Genomic DNA, 16850 nt, shown 5'->3' with positions numbered 1-16850 from the left:
CGACGAGACTCCCCTTGGCGCTCATCGGACGGCCCCGGCGCTCAGACGCGGCCCCGCACCTGCGAAAACAAGGCACCGCGTGCCCGTTTTCATGGCACCCAATGCCTACTTTGCCCGTGGACGTAAGATTTTGCCGTTCCCCCTTTGATCGATCATCGATCACGGTCGTACAGTCGGCGGCGGACTTCAACAGAGGTTCTTCGCCCTGTCCTGCCAAAGACAAAGGGCTCCACACCCCTTCGACTCCGGAAGGCGGCGACTATGACCGACCCCACCCGCATCCAGCCGAGCGAGCTCGACCAGCTGCCGGACCGCGACCCCGAGGAGACCGCCGAGTGGCAGGCCTCCCTCGACGCCGTCGCCGAGGCGGCCGGGCCGCACCGCGCCGCGTACCTGATGCGACGCACCCTGGAGCGCGCCGAGGGAGCCGGTCTCGCGCTGCCGAAGCTGCTCGAAACCGACTACGTCAACACCATCCCCACCGCCGCGCAGCCCGCGTTCGACGGCGACGAGGAGATGGAAGCGAAGATCACCGCCTGGAACCGCTGGAACGCCGCCGCCATGGTCTCCCGCGGCTCCAAGTACGGCGTCGGCGGCCACATCGCCACCTTCGCCTCCGCCGCCTGGCTCTACGAGACGGGCTTCAACCACTTCTTCCACGGCAAGGAGCGGGACGGCTCCGGCGACCAGCTCTTCATCCAGGGCCACGCCTCCCCCGGCATCTACGCCCGCGCCTTCCTCGACGGCCGCCTGACCGAGCAGCACCTGGACAACTTCCGCCAGGAGGCCGGCGGCAACGGCCTGCCGTCCTACCCGCACCCCCGGCGCCTGCCGTGGCTGTGGGAGTTCCCGACCGTGTCCATGGGCCTGGGCCCGCTGTCCGCGATCTACCAGGCGCGGTTCAACCGCTACCTGACCAACCGCAGCATCAAGGACGTCTCCGGCTCCCACGTCTGGGCGTTCCTCGGCGACGGCGAGATGGACGAGCCCGAGTCGACGGCCGCCCTCGCCCTGGCCGCCCGCGAGGGTCTGGACAACCTCACCTTCGTCATCAACTGCAACCTCCAGCGCCTCGACGGCCCCGTCCGCGCCAACTTCAAGATCGTGCAGGAGCTGGAGGCCCAGTTCCGCGGCGCCGGCTGGAACGTCGTGAAGTCGCTCTGGGGCACCGCCTGGGACGAGCTGTTCCAGCTCGACACCACCGGCGCGCTGGTACGGCGGCTGCGCGAGGTGCCGGACGCCCAGATCCAGACGTACCAGACCCGCGACGCCGCCTACATCCGCGAGGACTTCTTCGGCAAGGAGCCGGCGCTCGCCGAGCTGGCGAAGCTGCTGTCGGACGACAAGATCCTGGAGTGCTTCCACTACTCCCGCGGCGGCCACGAGCCCCGCAAGGTGTACGCGGCCTACCGGGCGGCCCTCGCCCATCGGGGTGCGCCGACCGTGATCCTGGCCCAGACGGTGAAGGGCTACACGCTCGGCAAGGGCTTCGAGTCCAAGAACGCCAACCACCAGATGAAGAAGCTGTCGGTGGAGGAGTTCAAGGGCATGCGCGACCTGCTGGGCCTGCCCATCCCGGACAGCGCCTTCGCCGACGGCCAGGTCCCCTACGGCCACCCCGGCGCCGACTCCCCCGAGGTGCGCTACCTCCAGGAGCGCCGCGCGGCCCTGGGTGGCCCCGCCCCGGCCCGCCGGGTCCAGCCGGTGGCCCCGCTGCCGGCCCCGGCCGACAAGGCGTTCGCCGCCTTCGACAAGGGCTCCGGCAGCCAGTCGGTGGCGACCACCATGGCCTTCGTACGGCTGATGAAGGACCTGATCCGCGACAAGCAGACCGGCAAGCGCTGGGTGCCCATCGTCCCGGACGAGGCCCGCACCTTCGGTATGGAGTCGCTGTTCCCGTCGCTCGGCATCTACTCGCCGAAGGGCCAGACGTACGAGCCGGTCGACCGCGACCAGCTCATGTACTACCGCGAGGCCACCGACGGCCAGATCCTCAACGAGGGCATCACCGAGGCCGGCTCGATGGCCGACTTCATCGCCGCGTCGACCGCGTACTCCACGCACGGCGAGCCGATGATCCCGTTCTACATCTTCTACTCGATGTTCGGCTGGCAGCGCACGGCCGACCAGATGTGGCAGCTCGGCGACCAGCTCGGCCGCGGCTTCCTCATCGGCGCCACCGCCGGCCGGACCACCCTGACCGGTGAGGGCCTCCAGCACGCCGACGGCCACTCCCCCGTCATCGCGGCGACCAACCCGGCGGCGCTGACGTACGACCCGGCGTTCGCCTACGAGGTCGCGGCGATCGTCAAGGACGGTCTGCGCCGGATGTACGGCGAGGCCGCCCCGGGTGAGGACCCGAACGTCTTCTACTACCTGACCGTCTACAACGAGCCGATGCCCCAGCCGGCCAAGCCCGAGGGCGTCGACGAGGGCATCCTCAAGGGCCTGTACCGCTTCAAGGAGGGCACGCCGGTCACGGCGGACACCCCGCGCCTCCAGCTCCTGTCCTCCGGCACGGCGATCCACTGGGCGCTCAAGGCCCAGGAAACGCTGTCCGCCGAGTGGGGCGTGACCGCCGACGTGTGGTCCGCGACGTCCTGGACCGAGCTGCGGCGCGACGCGCTGGAGGCCGACGAGGCCCTGCTGCGCGGCGAGGAGCGGGTGCCCTACGTCCGCCAGGCGCTGGCCGACGCGCCGGGCCCGGTGCTCGCGGTCAGCGACTACATGCGCCAGGTCCCCGACCAGATCGCCCAGTGGGTCGAGCAGGACTACAGCTCGCTCGGCGCGGACGGCTTCGGCCTCTCGGACACCCGGGAGGCGGCGCGCCGGCACTTCGGCGTGGACGCCGAGTCCATCGTGGTCGCCGCGCTGGCGCAGCTCGCCAGGCGCGGTGAGGTCCCGGCCTCCGCCGTGAAGGAGGCGCGCGAGCGCTACGGCCTCTGATCCGCCCGGGTGCCCCCGGCCCGCTCCGGCGGGCCGGGGGCTCCTGCATGATGAGGTCCATGCGCGCTGCCCGGCTCATCAAGATGGTGCTCCTGCTCCAGTCGCGGCCGTCGATGACCGCCGCCGAGCTGGCCCGGGAGCTGGAGGTCTCCGAGCGGACCGTCACCCGGGACGCGCTGGCCCTGTCCGAGGCGGGCATCCCGGTGTACGCGGACCGGGGCCGCTCGGGCGGCTACCGGCTGATCGGCGGCTACCGCACCCGGCTGACCGGGCTGGCGCGCGGCGAGGCCGAGGCGCTGTTCCTGTCCGGGGTGCCGGGCGCGCTGCGCCAGATGGGACTGGAGGACGCCGCGTCGGCGGCCCGCCTGAAGGTGTCCGCGGCCCTGACTCCGGCGCTGCGGGACGCGCCCGCCTCGGCGGCGCAGCGCTTCCACCTGGACGCGCCGGGCTGGTACCAGGAGCCGGAGACGCCCGAGCCGCTGCCCACCCTCGCGGAGGCGGTGTGGGACGACCGGCTGGTCTCGGCCCGCTACCGCCGCGGTGACACCGAGGTGGAGCGGGAGCTGGCGCCGTACGGGCTCGTGCTCAAGGCGGGCGTCTGGTACCTGTGCGCCCGCGCCGGTGAGTCGTTCCGCGTGTACCGGGTCGACCGGTTCTCCGCCGTGGCGCTCGGCGACGAGCGTTTCGTCCGGGACCGGGACTTCGACCTGCCGGTGTTCTGGGAGGAGCGGGCGGCGCAGTTCGCCCGCTCGATCCTCCGTACCGAGGTGGTGGTGCGGCTGACCGGGGCGGGTGCCCGCACGCTGCCGTACGTGACGGACCCGGCCGCCGCCCGTGAGGCGCTCGGGGCGGCGGGCCCGCCCGACGCGGCGGGCCGGGTCACGGTCACCCTGCCGGTGGAGTCCGAGGACGTGGCGTACACCCAGCTCCTGGGCCTGGGGCCGGAGGCCGAGGTGCTGGAGCCGCCGCCGCTGCGGGAGCGGTTGGCCGGCGCGGCGGCCCGGACGGCCGCGCTGTACGCCACGGACCCCGCGGCCGGTCAGCGGTAGTCGTCCGCCGACGCCCGCTTGCCCCCGTGGACGACCTCGACGAAGTACCGCCAGCCGTCCGGCCGGGAGCCGTCGGCGTCGGTGAAGCCGTACTCCTCGGCGAGCTGTCCGCTGGACAGCGACCGGCCGTTCCAGCGGTGGCGGTCGGGGTCGGCGGCGAGCGCGGCCACCGCCCGGCCGACGTACACCGGGGACTCGGCGACGGCGAAGTGCGGCTCGCGCGCGCAGGCGTCGCGCCAGTTCTCCTCGGTCACGCCGAAGTGGTCGAGCATCTCCTCGGAGCGCAGGAAGCCCGGGGTCAGCGCCACCGCCGTGCCGCCCACCTCCTTCAGGTCCTCGCCGAGGGCGAAGGCCATCCGCAGCGGGGCGTTCTTGGCCAGGTCGAAGTAGAAGTTCTCCCGGAAGCGCCGGTTGTACTCGGCCGTCCCGTCGGTCATCTCCACGACCAGTCCGCCCGGCCGCCGTACGAGCAGCGGCAGGGCGAAGCTGCTGGTGATCACGTGGCTGCGCACGCCGAGCTCCAGCATCCGCAGCCCCTGGTCCAGGTCGGTCTCCCACATCTTCCTGCCCCAGGGGATCAGGTGGTCGCCGCCCCACAGGCTGTTGACCAGGATGTCCAGTCGGCTGCGCTCCCGGTCGACGCGGTCGACCAGCTCCCGCACCCGGTCGGGTACGAGGTGGTCGGTGGGTACCGCGACGCCCTCGCCGCCGGCCGCCGTGATGAGCTCCGCGGTCCCCTCGATGGTCTCGGTCGGCCGGCCGACCTCACTGACGTGGTCACGGGTGGTGCGTCCGGTGGCGTAGACGGTGGCGCCCGCGGCCCCGAGCTGTACGGCGATGGCGCGGCCGGCGCCCCGCGTGGCGCCCGCGACGAGGGCGATCCGGCCCGCGAGCGGCTTGTCGGTGGTGTGGTTCGTCGTCATACCGCCACCGTGGCAGCGAATCCCGACACCTCCTGTCAGGTTTCATTTCGGCTGCTCCGCGTGCGTCGTTCCCCCGCAACCCCGATGCTTGTCCCGTGATGGGCGAAACGGAGTTCTGGGAGATCATCGACAGCGCGCGCGAGGCCGCCGACGGTGACCCCGAGGAGCATGCCGAACTGCTGGTCGAACGGTTGCTCCAACTCGACCCGGATTCCGTGCTGGACTTCGCCCGGCACTTCGAGGCCCGCTACAACCGCGCCTACACCTGGGAGCTGTGGGGCGCGGCGGCCGTCCTGCTGGGCGGCGCGTCCGACGACGCGTTCGACTACTTCCGCTGCTGGCTGATCGGCCAGGGGCGGGAGGTGTACGAGGGCGCGGTGCACGACCCGGACGCGCTGGCGGAGCTGCTGGAGGAGTTCGACGAGGAGCTGGACGGGGACGGCGAGGAGCTGGGGTACGCGGCCGACGAGGCCTACGAGCAGCTCACCGGCACCGTTCCGCCCGAGCTGGGCATCCCGGCGCAGCCGGCCGAGCCGGCGGGCACCCCGTTCGACTTCGACGACGAGGCGCTGGCCGATCGGTTCCCCCGGCTGTGGGAACGCTTCGGGGCCTAGGGGGTTCCGGTCAGGGCACGGCCCATGAGGACGTCGTCGACGTACCTGCCGTGCAGGAAGAACTCCCCCGGCAGGACGCCCTCCACCACGAACCCCTCCGACTCGTACAGGGTGCGGGCGGGCGTGTTGTGCCCCAGGACGCGCAGGGTGACGCGGGTGGCCCCCTGGCGGCGCGCCGCGTCGAACCCCGCGCGCAGCAGGGCCCGCGCGATCCCGCGGCCGCGGGCCCACTCGGCGACGGCCAGCCCCTGGATCTGCCGCACGTGCGCGTTGCAGGCGAGGCGGGTGGCGGGCACGAGCCGCAGGTATCCGGCCGGCCGTCCGTCCGGCACCACCGCGACCAGGAAGTCCTCGGGGCGGTGACCGGCGTCGAAGAACGGGCCGTAGGGCGGCTGGGGTTCCGGCTGCACGGCGTGCAGCGTCGACCACGTCCGGCGGTCGAGCTCGGCGAGGGCCGGATCGTCGGACTCACGGGCGATGCGGATGTGCGGGGCGCTCATGCGCGCACTGTGCCATGCGGGCAGGATGAACCTCATGCGATTTCCCCGTACCCCGTCCCGTATCGCGGTCACCGGCTCCGGCGGGCTCATCGGCTCGGCCCTCGTCCGCTCCCTGCGGGCCGACGGCCACGAGGTGGTGCGGCTGGTGCGGCACCCGGCCCGGACCGGTGACGAGGTCGAGTGGGATCCCCGGCGGGGGCATGTGGACGTGGCCGGCCTCACCGGCTGCGACGCGGTCGTCCACCTCGCCGGGGCGGGCGTCGGCGACCGGCGCTGGAGCGAGGCGTACAAGCGGGAGATCCGGGACAGCCGGGTGCTCGGCACGGCCGCGCTGGCCCGGGCCCTGGCCTCGCTGGACACCCCGCCGGAGGTGCTGGTGTGCGGGACGGCGATCGGCTACTACGGCGACACCGGGACGCGGGCCGTGGACGAGACGGCACCCGCCGGTGCGGGGTTCCTGCCGTCGGTGTGCGTCGACTGGGAGGCGGCCGCCGCGCCCGCCCGGGCGGCGGGCATCCGGGTCGCGTACGCCCGCACCGGGCTGGTCGTCGCCCGCCGGGGCGGTGCCTGGGGCCGGCTCTTCCCGCTGTTCCGGGCCGGCCTCGGCGGTCGCCTCGGCTCCGGCCGCCAGTACTGGAGCTACATCGCGCTGCACGACGAGGTGGCGGCCCTCAGGCACATCGTGGACACCGGGTCGCTGGCCGGGCCGGTGAACCTGACGGCGCCGGACCCGGTCACCAACCGCGAGGTCACCGCCGCGATGGCCCGCGTCCTGCGCCGCCCGGCCCTCCTCCACGTACCGGCCCCCGCCCTGCGGCTCGCCCTGGGCGACTTCGCCGAGGACGTCCTGGGCAGCCAGCGGGTCCTGCCGTCCCGCCTCCTGGAGTCGGGTTTCCGGTTCGCTTTCCCCACGATCGACACGGCGATCGCGGCGGCGGCGTAGGACCGCCCCGGCGGACGGGGCGGCGTCCGCCGTTGGACGGGCCGCCCACCGGCACGGCCCGGGCGGGCCCCGCGCTCCGGTACCCGGGCGTCCCGCGGGGCCCGGCCCGTCTCCCCGGCCGGGACGGCCGCGGGCCCGCCGAGGGGCCCGGTCCCCGCGGAGCGACGCCGTCCGCGGCGGGGAACACCCGCGCGTGCCCCCCGTGCTCCGGTGAACCCCGCACGCGCGACTGCGCCCGTTCCACCGGGGCCCTACGCTCGGGGCGGAAGCGGGGCATTCCGTCGCCCGATCGAGGGCATGAGCCACCCACGCACCGAACCGCCGTCCTCGGGGAGGGACACGTGCTCAGCACCGCACATCACGCGGACGTCGTCATCGTCGGAGCCGGGCTCGCGGGCCTGTCCGCGGCCCACCGGCTGATCAGTGCCGGACTCACGGTCAGCGTCCTGGACGCCGCCTCCCGGGTCGGCGGCCGGACGGCCACCGAGGACGTCGACGGCTTCCGCCTCGACCGCATCGGACAGCTGCTCAACACCTCCTATCCGGAGCTGCGCCGCACCCCGGGCCTCAGCGGCGCCGAGCTGCGGATGTTCCAGCCGGGGGTGCTGGTGCACAGCGAGGGCCGGCTGCACCGGACCGCCGAGCCGCGGACCGGCGACGCCGGGCACGGCCGGTGGGGCTCCGCACCCGCCTCCCGGGGCGTGGGGGGAGCACTGACCCGGGCACGCGCCCTCGCGAGCGCCCCCCGCCCGCTGGACCAGGCGCGGCTGGGCGCCGCGCTGGGGCGGCTGGCGGACACCTCGACCACGCGCCTGCTGGCCCGGCCCGAGCGGGCGGCGCTGGAGGCGCTGGCGAACCGGGGCCTGCCGGCCCGTACCGTCAACCGGTTCCTGCGCCCGCTGCTGTCGGCGCTCCTCCTGGACCCGGACCTGTCGACGTCCAGCAGGGCCGCCGACCTGGCGCTGCGGGGCTTCGCGCGCGGCCGGACGTGCGTACCGGCGGGCGGCGCCGCCACGCTGGCCGAGCGGCTGGCCGAGGCGCTGCCGCCCGGCACGGTGCGCACCGGGGTACGGGTGCGGGACGCCTCCATCAGCCGGGTGGTCACCGACGAGCTGGGTGAGCTGTCCTGCCGCGCCCTGGTCGTGGCCACCGGCGCCCGGGCCGCCGCCGAGCTGCTGCCGGGACTGCGGGTGCCGCCCTTCCACCAGGTGACCGTGCTGCACCACACCGCTCCCGCGCCGCCCCCGCAGGCCGGCCGGGCCCTGGTGCTGGACGCCGACCGCACGGGCCCGGTCTCGCACTCCGCCGTGATGAGCGAGGTGGACCCGTCACGGGCGCCGCACGGCCGGGTCCTGATCAGCTCCACGGTGCTCGGCGACCCGCCGGACGACCTGGACCGGCGGGCGCGCGGACAGCTCGCGGCGCTGTACGGGACGGCGACCGACGACTGGGAGCTGCTGGCCGTGCACCACGACCCGGAGGCCGTGCCCGCCATGCCGCCGCCGCACGACCTGCGCCGCCCGGTGCGGCTGCTGGCCGGGCTGTACGTGTGCGGCGACCACCGCGACACGAGCACCGCCCAGGGCGCCCTGTACTCGGGCCGCCGCGCCGCCCACGCGATCCTGCGGGACCTGGGCATGCAGCCCGGGTACGGCACCGTGGCCCTGAAGGCGGCGGCCTAGGGGGTGTCCGGTCGATCGGGCCGGATCGGGGAGCGGTGTCCGGTGCCGTGGATCGCGGGGCGGAGGAGGGAGCCACTGTGGAGCACGGCGGCCGACGACCACGCGGCGAGGCGCGGCACCGGGTGACGCGAGCCCGGCGAGATCGGCGGGCCCCCGGGGCCCGGCCCGGCGCGAGGTGCCCGGTCGTGCGGGCACCTCGCGCGCGGGCGGCCGGCGCTAGGCGGTCAGGGCGGCCACCCGGTCCCGGTAGGCGCGTACCGCTGCGGCGTCCCGGTAGGGCTCCAGGCGGCGCTCGAAGTCCCGTACGTACTCCACCGCCCGTGCCGAGCGCATCTCGGACGCCTGGTGGGCGGCCTCCGCCCCCAGCGCGCACGCCTGGTCCAGCTCCCCCAGGCCCAGGCGGGCTGAGGCCAGCACCACGCGGCAGAAGAGGCGGCTGCGGGCGAAGGCGGGGGCGCGCAAATGGAGCGAGCGCTCCGCGTGCTGTGCCGCCGCGCGGTACTGCTGGAGGTCCCGGTGGCAGTGCCCGAACTCGTCGGCGAGCTGCGCCTCGTCGAAGAACCGGGCCCAGTACGGCACGTCGTCGCCGGGCCGGGCCCCGTCCAGGGCACGCTCGGCCCGCACCAGCGAGGCGGTGCACGCCCGTACCTCGCCCAGGACGGCGTGGCCGCGCGCCTCGACGGCGTGCAGCATGGCCTGGACGACCGGCGGCGCTGAGGAGCCGACGCCCTGCTGGGCGACGCGGGCGAGCTGCACCGCCTCACGCCCGTGCCCGAGGTGGACGGCCTGGCGGCTCATGGTGACCAGGACGTAGCTGCCGTACGCGCGGTCCGCGGCGGCCTGGGCCAGCCGCAGCGCCTGGACGAAGTACCGCTGGGCCAGGCCGTGCGCGGCGATGTCGAACGACGTCCAGCCGGCCAGCCGGGTCAGGTCGGCGGCGGCCCCGAACAGCCGCCGTCCGGTCGCCTCCCCGTAGCTGCCGCGCAGCATGGGCTCCGCCTCGTGCTCCAGGTAGCGGACGAGGGCCTGGCGCGCGTGCCCGCCGCCGTAGGCGTGGTCCAGGGTGCGGAAGAGCTCGCCGACCGAGCGCAGGGCGGCGATGTCCCCGCCGGTGACGCGCTGGCCCGGTACCCGGTCGGTGGAGCGCTCGGGGCACCGCTGGCGGGGCACCGACGGCCGTCCCTGGGGCGGGACGCGGGCCGGGGGCCGGGGGCCCGGTGCGGTCTGCTGCGGGACGTCGCCCCGGCCCGTCCGGTCGTCGCCGCGCCCCACCCGGTCGTCGGGCCGGCCGATCAGCCAGTCGCGGCTGGGCACCACCAGACCGGCCGGGGTGAAGGCGATCTTGCGCAGCTCGGCGTGGCTGCCGGAGTCCTTGCGCCACAGCCCGCTGACGATGTCGACCGCCTCGTCGGGCGTGGCCGCGAACTCCAGACCCGCGTACACCGGGGCGCAGGCGTCCAGCCCGAGGTCCTGGGCGGACAGGCGTCTGCCCAGGCGGCGGGTGAAGACCTCGGCGATGAGCGCCGGTGTGGTGCCGCGCGGTTGCTGCCCGCGCAGCCACCGGGTCACCGAGGTCTTGTCGTACCTCAGGTCGAGGCCGTGTTCGAGTCCGAGTTGGTCCACCCGCCTGGCGAGGCCCGCGTTGGAGAACCCGGCTTCGGCGATCAGGGCGGCGAGCTGGCGGTTGGGCGTGCGCTGCGGGGGTCGATCCGTCATCAGCTGTACGGTCTCCTGCCTTCCGGGCCGGGGTGCCAGCCCCTTGGAACGGCGCGAATTTAACCGCCCGGGACGTCCGTACCGCCACCTTCGCCCCACATTCATCCGATCGTGTGAGGATTGGGGCGGCGCTGACGCCGTCGACCTGCCCGACCGCCGCCGCCGTGACGGCCGTACAGTGGCGAGGGCGCACACAAGAGGAGGCGTTTGCCGTGAGTGAGCTGCACTTCGTCCGGCTGGGGTTCGGCGAGGAGGCCGTCGAGTACCGGAGGGCGTGGGACCAGCAGCGTGAGGTCCACGCCGCCCGCTTCGCGGACGAGATCCCGGACACCTGCCTGTTGCTGGAGCACCCGCCCGTGTACACGGCCGGCCGGCGCACCGAGCCGGGTGAGCGCCCGCTGGACGGCACCCCCGTCGTGGACGTGGACCGCGGCGGCAAGATCACCTGGCACGGCCCCGGTCAGCTCGTCGGCTACCCGATCATGAAGCTGCCCCGCCCGGTGGACGTCGTGGCCCACGTGCGCCGCCTGGAGGAGGCCCTGATCCGCACGGCGGCCGAATTCGGCCTGGAGACCAGCCGGGTCGAGGGCCGCAGCGGTGTGTGGGTGCTGGGGGACCCGGTGTCGGCGCGGCCGTCGCCGGGCGGCCTGTCCCTGGACTTCGACCCGCGGCTGCACGACGAGGAGTTCGACCCGAGGCTGAACGGCCCCGAGTACGCCCCGTCCAACGCCGGCCAGCGCCGTGAGGACCGCAAGCTGGCGGCGATCGGCATCCGCGTGGCCAAGGGCGTCACCATGCACGGGTTCGCTCTGAACGTGAACCCGGACAACACCTGGTTCGACCGGATCGTGCCGTGCGGCATCCGGGACGCGGGCGTGACGTCCCTCGCCCAGGAGCTGGGCCGCGAGGTGACCGTCGCCGAGGTGCTGCCGGTGGCCGAGCGCCACCTGCGGGACGTACTGGAGAACGCCGAGCTCCAGCCGCGCGAGACCGGGCGGGCGGAGCCGGCGGCACCGGCGCCCGCGCCGGCACCGGCCGTGTCGGCCGGCGCCACCGCGGCCACCTAGGCCGCGCCTGGGAATGGGTCTCGCCGGCCTGAGGTTGGCCGGACGCAAGGCCACACTTTTATCGGGCGTACCCTGGTGTTCGCCGAGGAATCGAAGCCGTAGGAGCCAGCCGTGTCCGCAGTCGCACCCGACGGACGCAAGATGCTGCGCCTGGAGGTCCGCAACAGCCAGACCCCCATCGAGCGCAAGCCCGAGTGGATCAAGACTCGGGCGAAGATGGGCCCCGAGTACAACCAGCTGCAGAAGCTCGTCAAGAGCGAGGGTCTGCACACCGTCTGCCAGGAGGCGGGCTGTCCCAACATCTTCGAGTGCTGGGAGGATCGCGAGGCGACCTTCCTCATCGGCGGTGACCAGTGCACCCGGCGCTGTGACTTCTGCCAGATCGACACGGGCAAGCCGGAGGCGCTGGACCGGGACGAGCCGCGCCGCGTGGGCGAGTCGGTCGTCGCCATGGACCTGAACTACGCCACCATCACCGGCGTCGCGCGCGACGACCTGGAGGACGGCGGCGCCTGGCTGTACGCGGAGACGGTGCGGCAGATCCACGCGATGACCGCCGGCCGCGAGGGCGGCCACACCAAGGTCGAGCTGCTGATCCCGGACTTCAACGCGGTACCGGAACAGCTCGCCGAGGTCTTCTCCGCCCGCCCCGAGGTGCTGGCGCACAACGTGGAGACGGTGCCGCGGATCTTCAAGCGGATCCGTCCGGGTTTCCGCTACGAGCGCTCCCTGAAGGTGATCACGGAGGCCCGCGCGGCCGGTCTGGTCACCAAGTCGAACCTGATCCTCGGCATGGGCGAGACCCGCGAGGAGGTCAGTGAGGCGCTCCAGCACCTGTACGACGCGGGTTGCGAGCTGATCACGATCACTCAGTACCTGCGCCCCTCGGTGCGACACCACCCGGTGGAGCGCTGGGTCAAGCCGCAGGAGTTCGTGGAGCTCCAGGAGGAGGCCGAGGAGATCGGCTACTCGGGCGTGATGTCGGGTCCGCTGGTCCGGTCCTCCTACCGCGCCGGACGCCTCTTCCAGCAGGCGATGGACCGCCGCGGCCAAGCGGCCGCGTGAATTGGCGCACAAGTCATTACCGGCCAGTAGTGGCCCGTTCGGCGCGGCCCGCACGTTCTCCGCAGGTGGCGGAGGTGTGCGGGCCGCGTCAGGATTCGGGGAGCGCCCACCGGCGTTTCATCGGTGTTTGACCGGTCGGTCACGCCCTGGTAACACCAATCAGTGACGCTGGCTCCACGCACCGCAGCCGTTCCCGCCGAACCCGCTCCGAGGGGGACCTCCGACATGCAGGCCGCGACCCGTCCCGTACGCACTGTCCGCACCGTCCGCGAGGCATCCGACGTACGTGAGGTACGCGAGGTACACGTCAACGCCCTCCCGTCCGTCGCCGACGCCCTGCGCGCGGTCGAGGCCCTGCTGCTGGGCGGCGGACAGCGCACCGCCCGCCGCAACGCCTGGACCTCCGTGCTGGAGGACCGGCGCCGGGCCAGGGACCGGGTGGAGGCGCAGCACGTACTGGAGGCCGTGGCTGGCCACGCCTCGCGGGCCACGTAAACTTCAGAGCATGGCGAGGAAGGCAAACTCAGACAGCGGTGACGCTGCTGCGAACCCCGGGCGACTGAAGCAGATCGCCCTGACGTACAAGATGACCCGGAAGGCCGACCCCAGGGTCGGTCTGGTCCTCGCGGGCGTGGGGATCGTCGTCTTCGGCGTCCTCCTCGCGATCGGCTTCCTGATCGGTCATCCCATCTACCTGGGCATCCTGGGCTTCCTGCTGGCCTTCCTCGCGATGGCGATCGTCTTCGGGCGCCGCGCCGAGCGGGCGGCCTTCGGGCAGATGGAGGGCCAGCCCGGCGCGGCCGCCGCCGTCCTGGAGAACGTGGGCCGCGGCTGGACGACCACCCCGGCGGTGGCGATGAACCGCAACCAGGACGTCGTGCACCGCGCCGTCGGCAAGGCGGGCATCGTCCTGGTGGGCGAGGGCAACCCCAACCGGCTCAGGACGCTGCTGGCGGCCGAGAAGAGGCGGATGGCCCGCATCGTGGTGGACGTCCCGGTGCACGACATCATGGTGGGCACCGGCGAGGGCCAGGTCCCGCTGAAGAAGCTGCGTACGACGATGCTGAAGCTGCCCCGGGTGCTCAGCGGCCCCCAGGTGACGACGGCCAACGACCGGCTGCGGGCGATGGGCGACCTGATGAGCAACATGCCGCTGCCCAAGGGACCGATGCCGAAGGGCACGCGGATGCCGCGCGGCGGCAAGATGCGCTGACGTCGCGCACGGACGGACGAGAGGGGCTCCCCGGCCCGTCGCCGGGGAGCCCCTCTCGTCCGTCCGTGCGTACCCGCTCGCGCGGGCCCGTCTACCGGCTCCGCACCTGCACGGCGTGCGAGAGGCGGTCGTGCAGGCCGCGGCCGTCGCGGTCCCAGACCAGGGCGGGAAGCGCCAGACAGAGCAGCGCGCTGCGTACGATCACCCGGCCGGCGCCGAGGCGCTCGCCGTCCACGGAGATGACCCGCAGCCCGAACAGCCACTTGCCGGGAGTGCTGCCGAGCGTACCGACGGTGAGCACGCTCAGGACGAAGAGAACGATCACGGCCCAGTTGCCGGCGCTGTTCCCGTCACCCCGTGCGATCAGCCCGTATGCGATCACCATGCAGAGCGTCCAGTCGAGGAAGAGCGCGCCGAAGCGCCGCCCGAGCGGGGCGATGGCGCCCGGCCCCTGCTCCGGCAGACCGAGGCGCTCGCCCCGGTAGCCGAAGTCGGCACCCATCTCCTCGGCTGCCGCGCGCGGCCCGGAGAGCCACGATCCGATTGCTTGCCTGTTGTCCACCCGTCAACGGTACTGCGCCCGTTTCGATCACTTCCGCCCGGGTACGCGGGCGGTCCCGGGCGCGGACCCGGGCGCGGTGTCGCGCGACACCCGGGCGCGCGCCGGTTAACTTGGGCGAAACAAATGGGTCATGCCTGAGAAATCCCGCGTGCCTAGGGTCGGAGACAGCGTGGGCCACCGCACTGGCCGCACGACCGAGCTGCAACCCCGCCCCTCCCCGGGTGGGAGTAGGAGGAGTTGGATGTTCCAGAACGCCGACGACGTCAAGAAGTACATCGCCGACAACGACGTGAAGATGGTCGACGTCAGGTTCTGCGACCTTCCCGGTGTCATGCAGCACTTCACGATCCCGGCCACGGCGTTCGACCCGTCCGAGGAGCTCGCCTTCGACGGCTCCTCCATCCGCGGCTTCCAGGCGATCCACGAGTCCGACATGGCGCTGCGCGCGGACCTGTCGACGGCGCGCCTGGACCCGTTCCGCCGCGACAAGACGCTGAACATCAACTTCTTCATCCACGACCCGATCACGGGCGAGCAGTACAGCCGTGACCCGCGCAACATCGCGAAGAAGGCCGAGGCCTACCTCGCCTCCACCGGCATCGCGGACACCGCGTACTTCGGCCCCGAGGCCGAGTTCTACGTCTTCGACTCGGTGCGCTTCAACACCGCCGCGAACGAGGGCTTCTACCACATCGACTCCGAGGCCGGCGCCTGGAACACCGGTGCGGTCGAGGACAACCGCGGCTACAAGGTGCGCTACAAGGGCGGCTACTTCCCCGCCCCGCCGGTGGACCACTTCGCCGACCTGCGCGCCGAGATCTCCCTGGAGCTGGAGGCCGCCGGCCTCCAGGTCGAGCGCCAGCACCACGAGGTCGGCACCGCCGGCCAGGCGGAGATCAACTACAAGTTCAACACGCTGCTCGCCGCGGCCGACGACCTGATGCTCTTCAAGTACATCGTGAAGAACGTCGCCTGGCGCAACGGCAAGACCGCGACCTTCATGCCGAAGCCGATCTTCGGCGACAACGGCTCCGGCATGCACGTCCACCAGTCCCTCTGGCAGGGCGGCGACCCGCTGTTCTACGACGAGCAGGGTTACGCGGGCCTCTCGGACACCGCCCGCTACTACATCGGCGGCATCCTCAAGCACGCGCCGTCGCTGCTGGCCTTCACCAACCCCACGGTGAACTCCTACCACCGCCTGGTCCCCGGCTTCGAGGCCCCGGTGAACCTGGTCTACTCGCAGCGCAACCGCTCCGCGGCGATGCGTATCCCGATCACCGGCTCGAACCCCAAGGCCAAGCGCGTCGAGTTCCGCGCCCCGGACCCGTCGTCCAACCCGTACCTGGCCTTCTCGGCCCTGCTGCTGGCCGGCCTCGACGGCATCAAGAACAAGATCGAGCCGGCCGAGCCGATCGACAAGGACCTCTACGAGCTGGCCCCCGAGGAGCACGCGGGCGTCCCGCAGGTCCCGACCTCCCTCCCGGCGGTCCTCGAAGCCCTGGAACAGGACAACGAGTACCTGCAGGCGGGTGGCGTCTTCACGTCCGACCTGATCGAGACGTGGATCGACTACAAGCGCACCAGCGAGATCGCCCCGATCCAGCTGCGCCCGCACCCGCACGAGTTCGAGCTGTACTTCGACCTCTAGGACGGCCGCGCGTCGCGCGCCCTTTCCGGGGCCCCGCCCACTCCGCACCGGAGTCGGCGGGGCCCCGGCGCGTTCCGGCGGCGGGGGCGCGTTCAAGGCTCGGGGGTGTGCCGGGGGCGGGGTTTGGCGCGGACGTGCATCCGTTCGCCCTGGCGGCCGAAGAGGCTGAGGACCTCCACCGGGGCGTCGCCCGTGCTGCCGAACCAGTGGGGCAGACGGGTGTCGAACTCGGCGACCTCGCCGGGGCCGAGGATCAGGTCGTGGTCGGCCAGGATCAGGCGCAGGCGGCCGGACAGCACGTACAGCCACTCGTAGCCCTCGTGGGTGCAGAGCTCCGGTGCGCTGCCGGCGGCCGGGATGACCATCTTGTACGTCTGGAGGGGGCCGGGCTGGAGGGTCAGGGGCAGGATCGTGTTGCCGTCCACCCGCTTGGGCGTGAGGCGGATGCGGGGGTCGCCCACCTCGGGGGCGCCCACGAGTTCGTCCAGCGGGACCTTGTGGGCCTGCGAGATGGGCAGCAGGAGTTCCAGGCTGGGGCGGCGCTGGCCCGACTCCAGGCGGGAGAGGGTGCTCTTGGAGATTCCGGTGGCCTCGGAGAGCGCCGCCAGGGTCACTCCCCGCTGGGTGCGCAGCCGCTTGAGACGGGGACCGACCTCGGACAGGGCTTGGGCGATGTCGACTGAGTGCTCCACGCCGCCCATTGCACCGCGCTCGTCCCGGAACTGGCAACAAAGATTGCCGCTTTCGGGTTACGGGCGCACTCTGTGCGCGGAGGTGATCGCCCATGAGCGATTCGCAGCACCCGAACAACGTACCGACCGACACCCTCTACGACGCCGTCGTCATCGGCGCCGGCGCCGCCGGACTGAACACCGCCCTGCTCCTCGGCCGCTCCCGCCGCAAGGTCGCCGTCGTGGAC

The 16850-nt window shown here is 73.1% G+C and carries 15 protein-coding genes; 10 read left to right on the top strand and 5 right to left on the bottom strand.

Going from position 1 to position 16850, the window contains the following annotated elements; genetic code table 11:
• The first annotated feature begins 261 nt into the window (after window positions 1–261).
• Window positions 262–2946, top strand: a complete 2685-nt coding sequence (aceE, locus tag AB0H53_RS17280) for a pyruvate dehydrogenase (acetyl-transferring), homodimeric type (protein WP_362113251.1) — start codon at window positions 262–264, stop codon at window positions 2944–2946.
• Between the two features lie 59 nt (window positions 2947–3005).
• Window positions 3006–3995: a WYL domain-containing protein gene (locus tag AB0H53_RS17275; RefSeq protein WP_362113248.1), complete on the top strand. Its 990-nt coding sequence runs from the start codon at window positions 3006–3008 to the stop codon at window positions 3993–3995.
• Here AB0H53_RS17275 and AB0H53_RS17270 read toward each other — a convergent pair.
• The gene (locus AB0H53_RS17270; protein WP_362113245.1) at window positions 3986–4918 is read right to left on the bottom strand and encodes an SDR family oxidoreductase; all 933 of its coding nucleotides are present in this window, start codon (window positions 4916–4918) and stop codon (window positions 3986–3988) included. The genes AB0H53_RS17275 and AB0H53_RS17270 overlap by 10 nt on opposite strands.
• 98 nt (window positions 4919–5016) lie before the next feature.
• Between AB0H53_RS17270 and AB0H53_RS17265 the strand changes: the two genes are divergently transcribed.
• Entirely contained in the window at window positions 5017–5532 is a 516-nt protein-coding gene (locus tag AB0H53_RS17265) for a DUF4240 domain-containing protein (RefSeq protein WP_362113538.1), read from the top strand.
• Here the strand turns inward: AB0H53_RS17265 and AB0H53_RS17260 are convergent.
• Complete coding sequence (locus tag AB0H53_RS17260) at window positions 5529–6032, bottom strand: GNAT family N-acetyltransferase (RefSeq protein ID WP_362113242.1); 504 nt, start codon at window positions 6030–6032, stop codon at window positions 5529–5531. The two genes, AB0H53_RS17265 and AB0H53_RS17260, sit on opposite strands and share 4 nt — an antisense overlap.
• 34 nt (window positions 6033–6066) lie before the next feature.
• Between AB0H53_RS17260 and AB0H53_RS17255 the strand changes: the two genes are divergently transcribed.
• Window positions 6067–6975, top strand: coding sequence for a TIGR01777 family oxidoreductase (locus AB0H53_RS17255; RefSeq protein WP_362113239.1), 909 nt, complete (start codon window positions 6067–6069; stop codon window positions 6973–6975).
• A gap of 341 nt (window positions 6976–7316) precedes the next feature.
• Entirely contained in the window at window positions 7317–8657 is a 1341-nt protein-coding gene (locus AB0H53_RS17250; protein WP_362113236.1) for an NAD(P)/FAD-dependent oxidoreductase, read from the top strand.
• A 216-nt stretch (window positions 8658–8873) separates the two neighbouring features.
• Here the strand turns inward: AB0H53_RS17250 and AB0H53_RS17245 are convergent, their stop codons facing one another.
• Window positions 8874–10373: a regulator gene (locus AB0H53_RS17245; RefSeq protein WP_362113233.1), complete on the bottom strand. Its 1500-nt coding sequence runs from the start codon at window positions 10371–10373 to the stop codon at window positions 8874–8876.
• Window positions 10374–10585: 212 nt separating this feature from the next.
• On the opposite strand from AB0H53_RS17245, the gene lipB reads away from it, so the two are divergent.
• The 4 genes from lipB (at window position 10586) to AB0H53_RS17225 (ending at window position 13718) form a co-directional block, all read left to right on the top strand.
• Entirely contained in the window at window positions 10586–11440 is an 855-nt protein-coding gene (gene lipB / locus AB0H53_RS17240; RefSeq protein WP_362113230.1) for a lipoyl(octanoyl) transferase LipB, read from the top strand.
• A 111-nt stretch (window positions 11441–11551) separates the two neighbouring features.
• Window positions 11552–12505: a lipoyl synthase gene (lipA, locus tag AB0H53_RS17235; protein WP_362113227.1), complete on the top strand. Its 954-nt coding sequence runs from the start codon at window positions 11552–11554 to the stop codon at window positions 12503–12505.
• A gap of 225 nt (window positions 12506–12730) precedes the next feature.
• Window positions 12731–13000 carry a hypothetical protein gene (locus AB0H53_RS17230; RefSeq protein ID WP_362113552.1) on the top strand — a complete coding sequence of 90 codons (270 nt, stop codon included), beginning with the start codon at window positions 12731–12733 and terminating at the stop codon, window positions 12998–13000.
• Between the two features lie 10 nt (window positions 13001–13010).
• A complete protein-coding gene (locus AB0H53_RS17225; RefSeq protein WP_362113224.1) occupies window positions 13011–13718 on the top strand; it encodes a DUF4191 domain-containing protein in 708 nt (235 codons plus the stop codon).
• A gap of 91 nt (window positions 13719–13809) precedes the next feature.
• Here AB0H53_RS17225 and AB0H53_RS17220 read toward each other — a convergent pair whose 3' ends face one another.
• A complete protein-coding gene (locus tag AB0H53_RS17220) occupies window positions 13810–14280 on the bottom strand; it encodes an RDD family protein (RefSeq protein ID WP_362113222.1) in 471 nt (156 codons plus the stop codon).
• A 241-nt stretch (window positions 14281–14521) separates the two neighbouring features.
• Between AB0H53_RS17220 and glnA the strand changes: the two genes are divergently transcribed.
• Window positions 14522–15931, top strand: a complete 1410-nt coding sequence (glnA, locus tag AB0H53_RS17215) for a type I glutamate--ammonia ligase (RefSeq protein WP_362113219.1) — start codon at window positions 14522–14524, stop codon at window positions 15929–15931.
• Between the two features lie 92 nt (window positions 15932–16023).
• Here the strand turns inward: glnA and AB0H53_RS17210 are convergent, their stop codons facing one another.
• Complete coding sequence (locus AB0H53_RS17210) at window positions 16024–16632, bottom strand: XRE family transcriptional regulator (RefSeq protein WP_362113216.1); 609 nt, start codon at window positions 16630–16632, stop codon at window positions 16024–16026.
• Window positions 16633–16850: the final 218 nt, after the last annotated feature.

This window comes from Streptomyces sp. NPDC050856 (assembly GCF_040653855.1).
Classification (GTDB): Bacteria; Actinomycetota; Actinomycetes; order Streptomycetales; family Streptomycetaceae; genus Streptomyces.
Note: the sequence above shows the minus strand (reverse complement) of the source record. Positions and strands in the feature narration are given on the sequence as shown.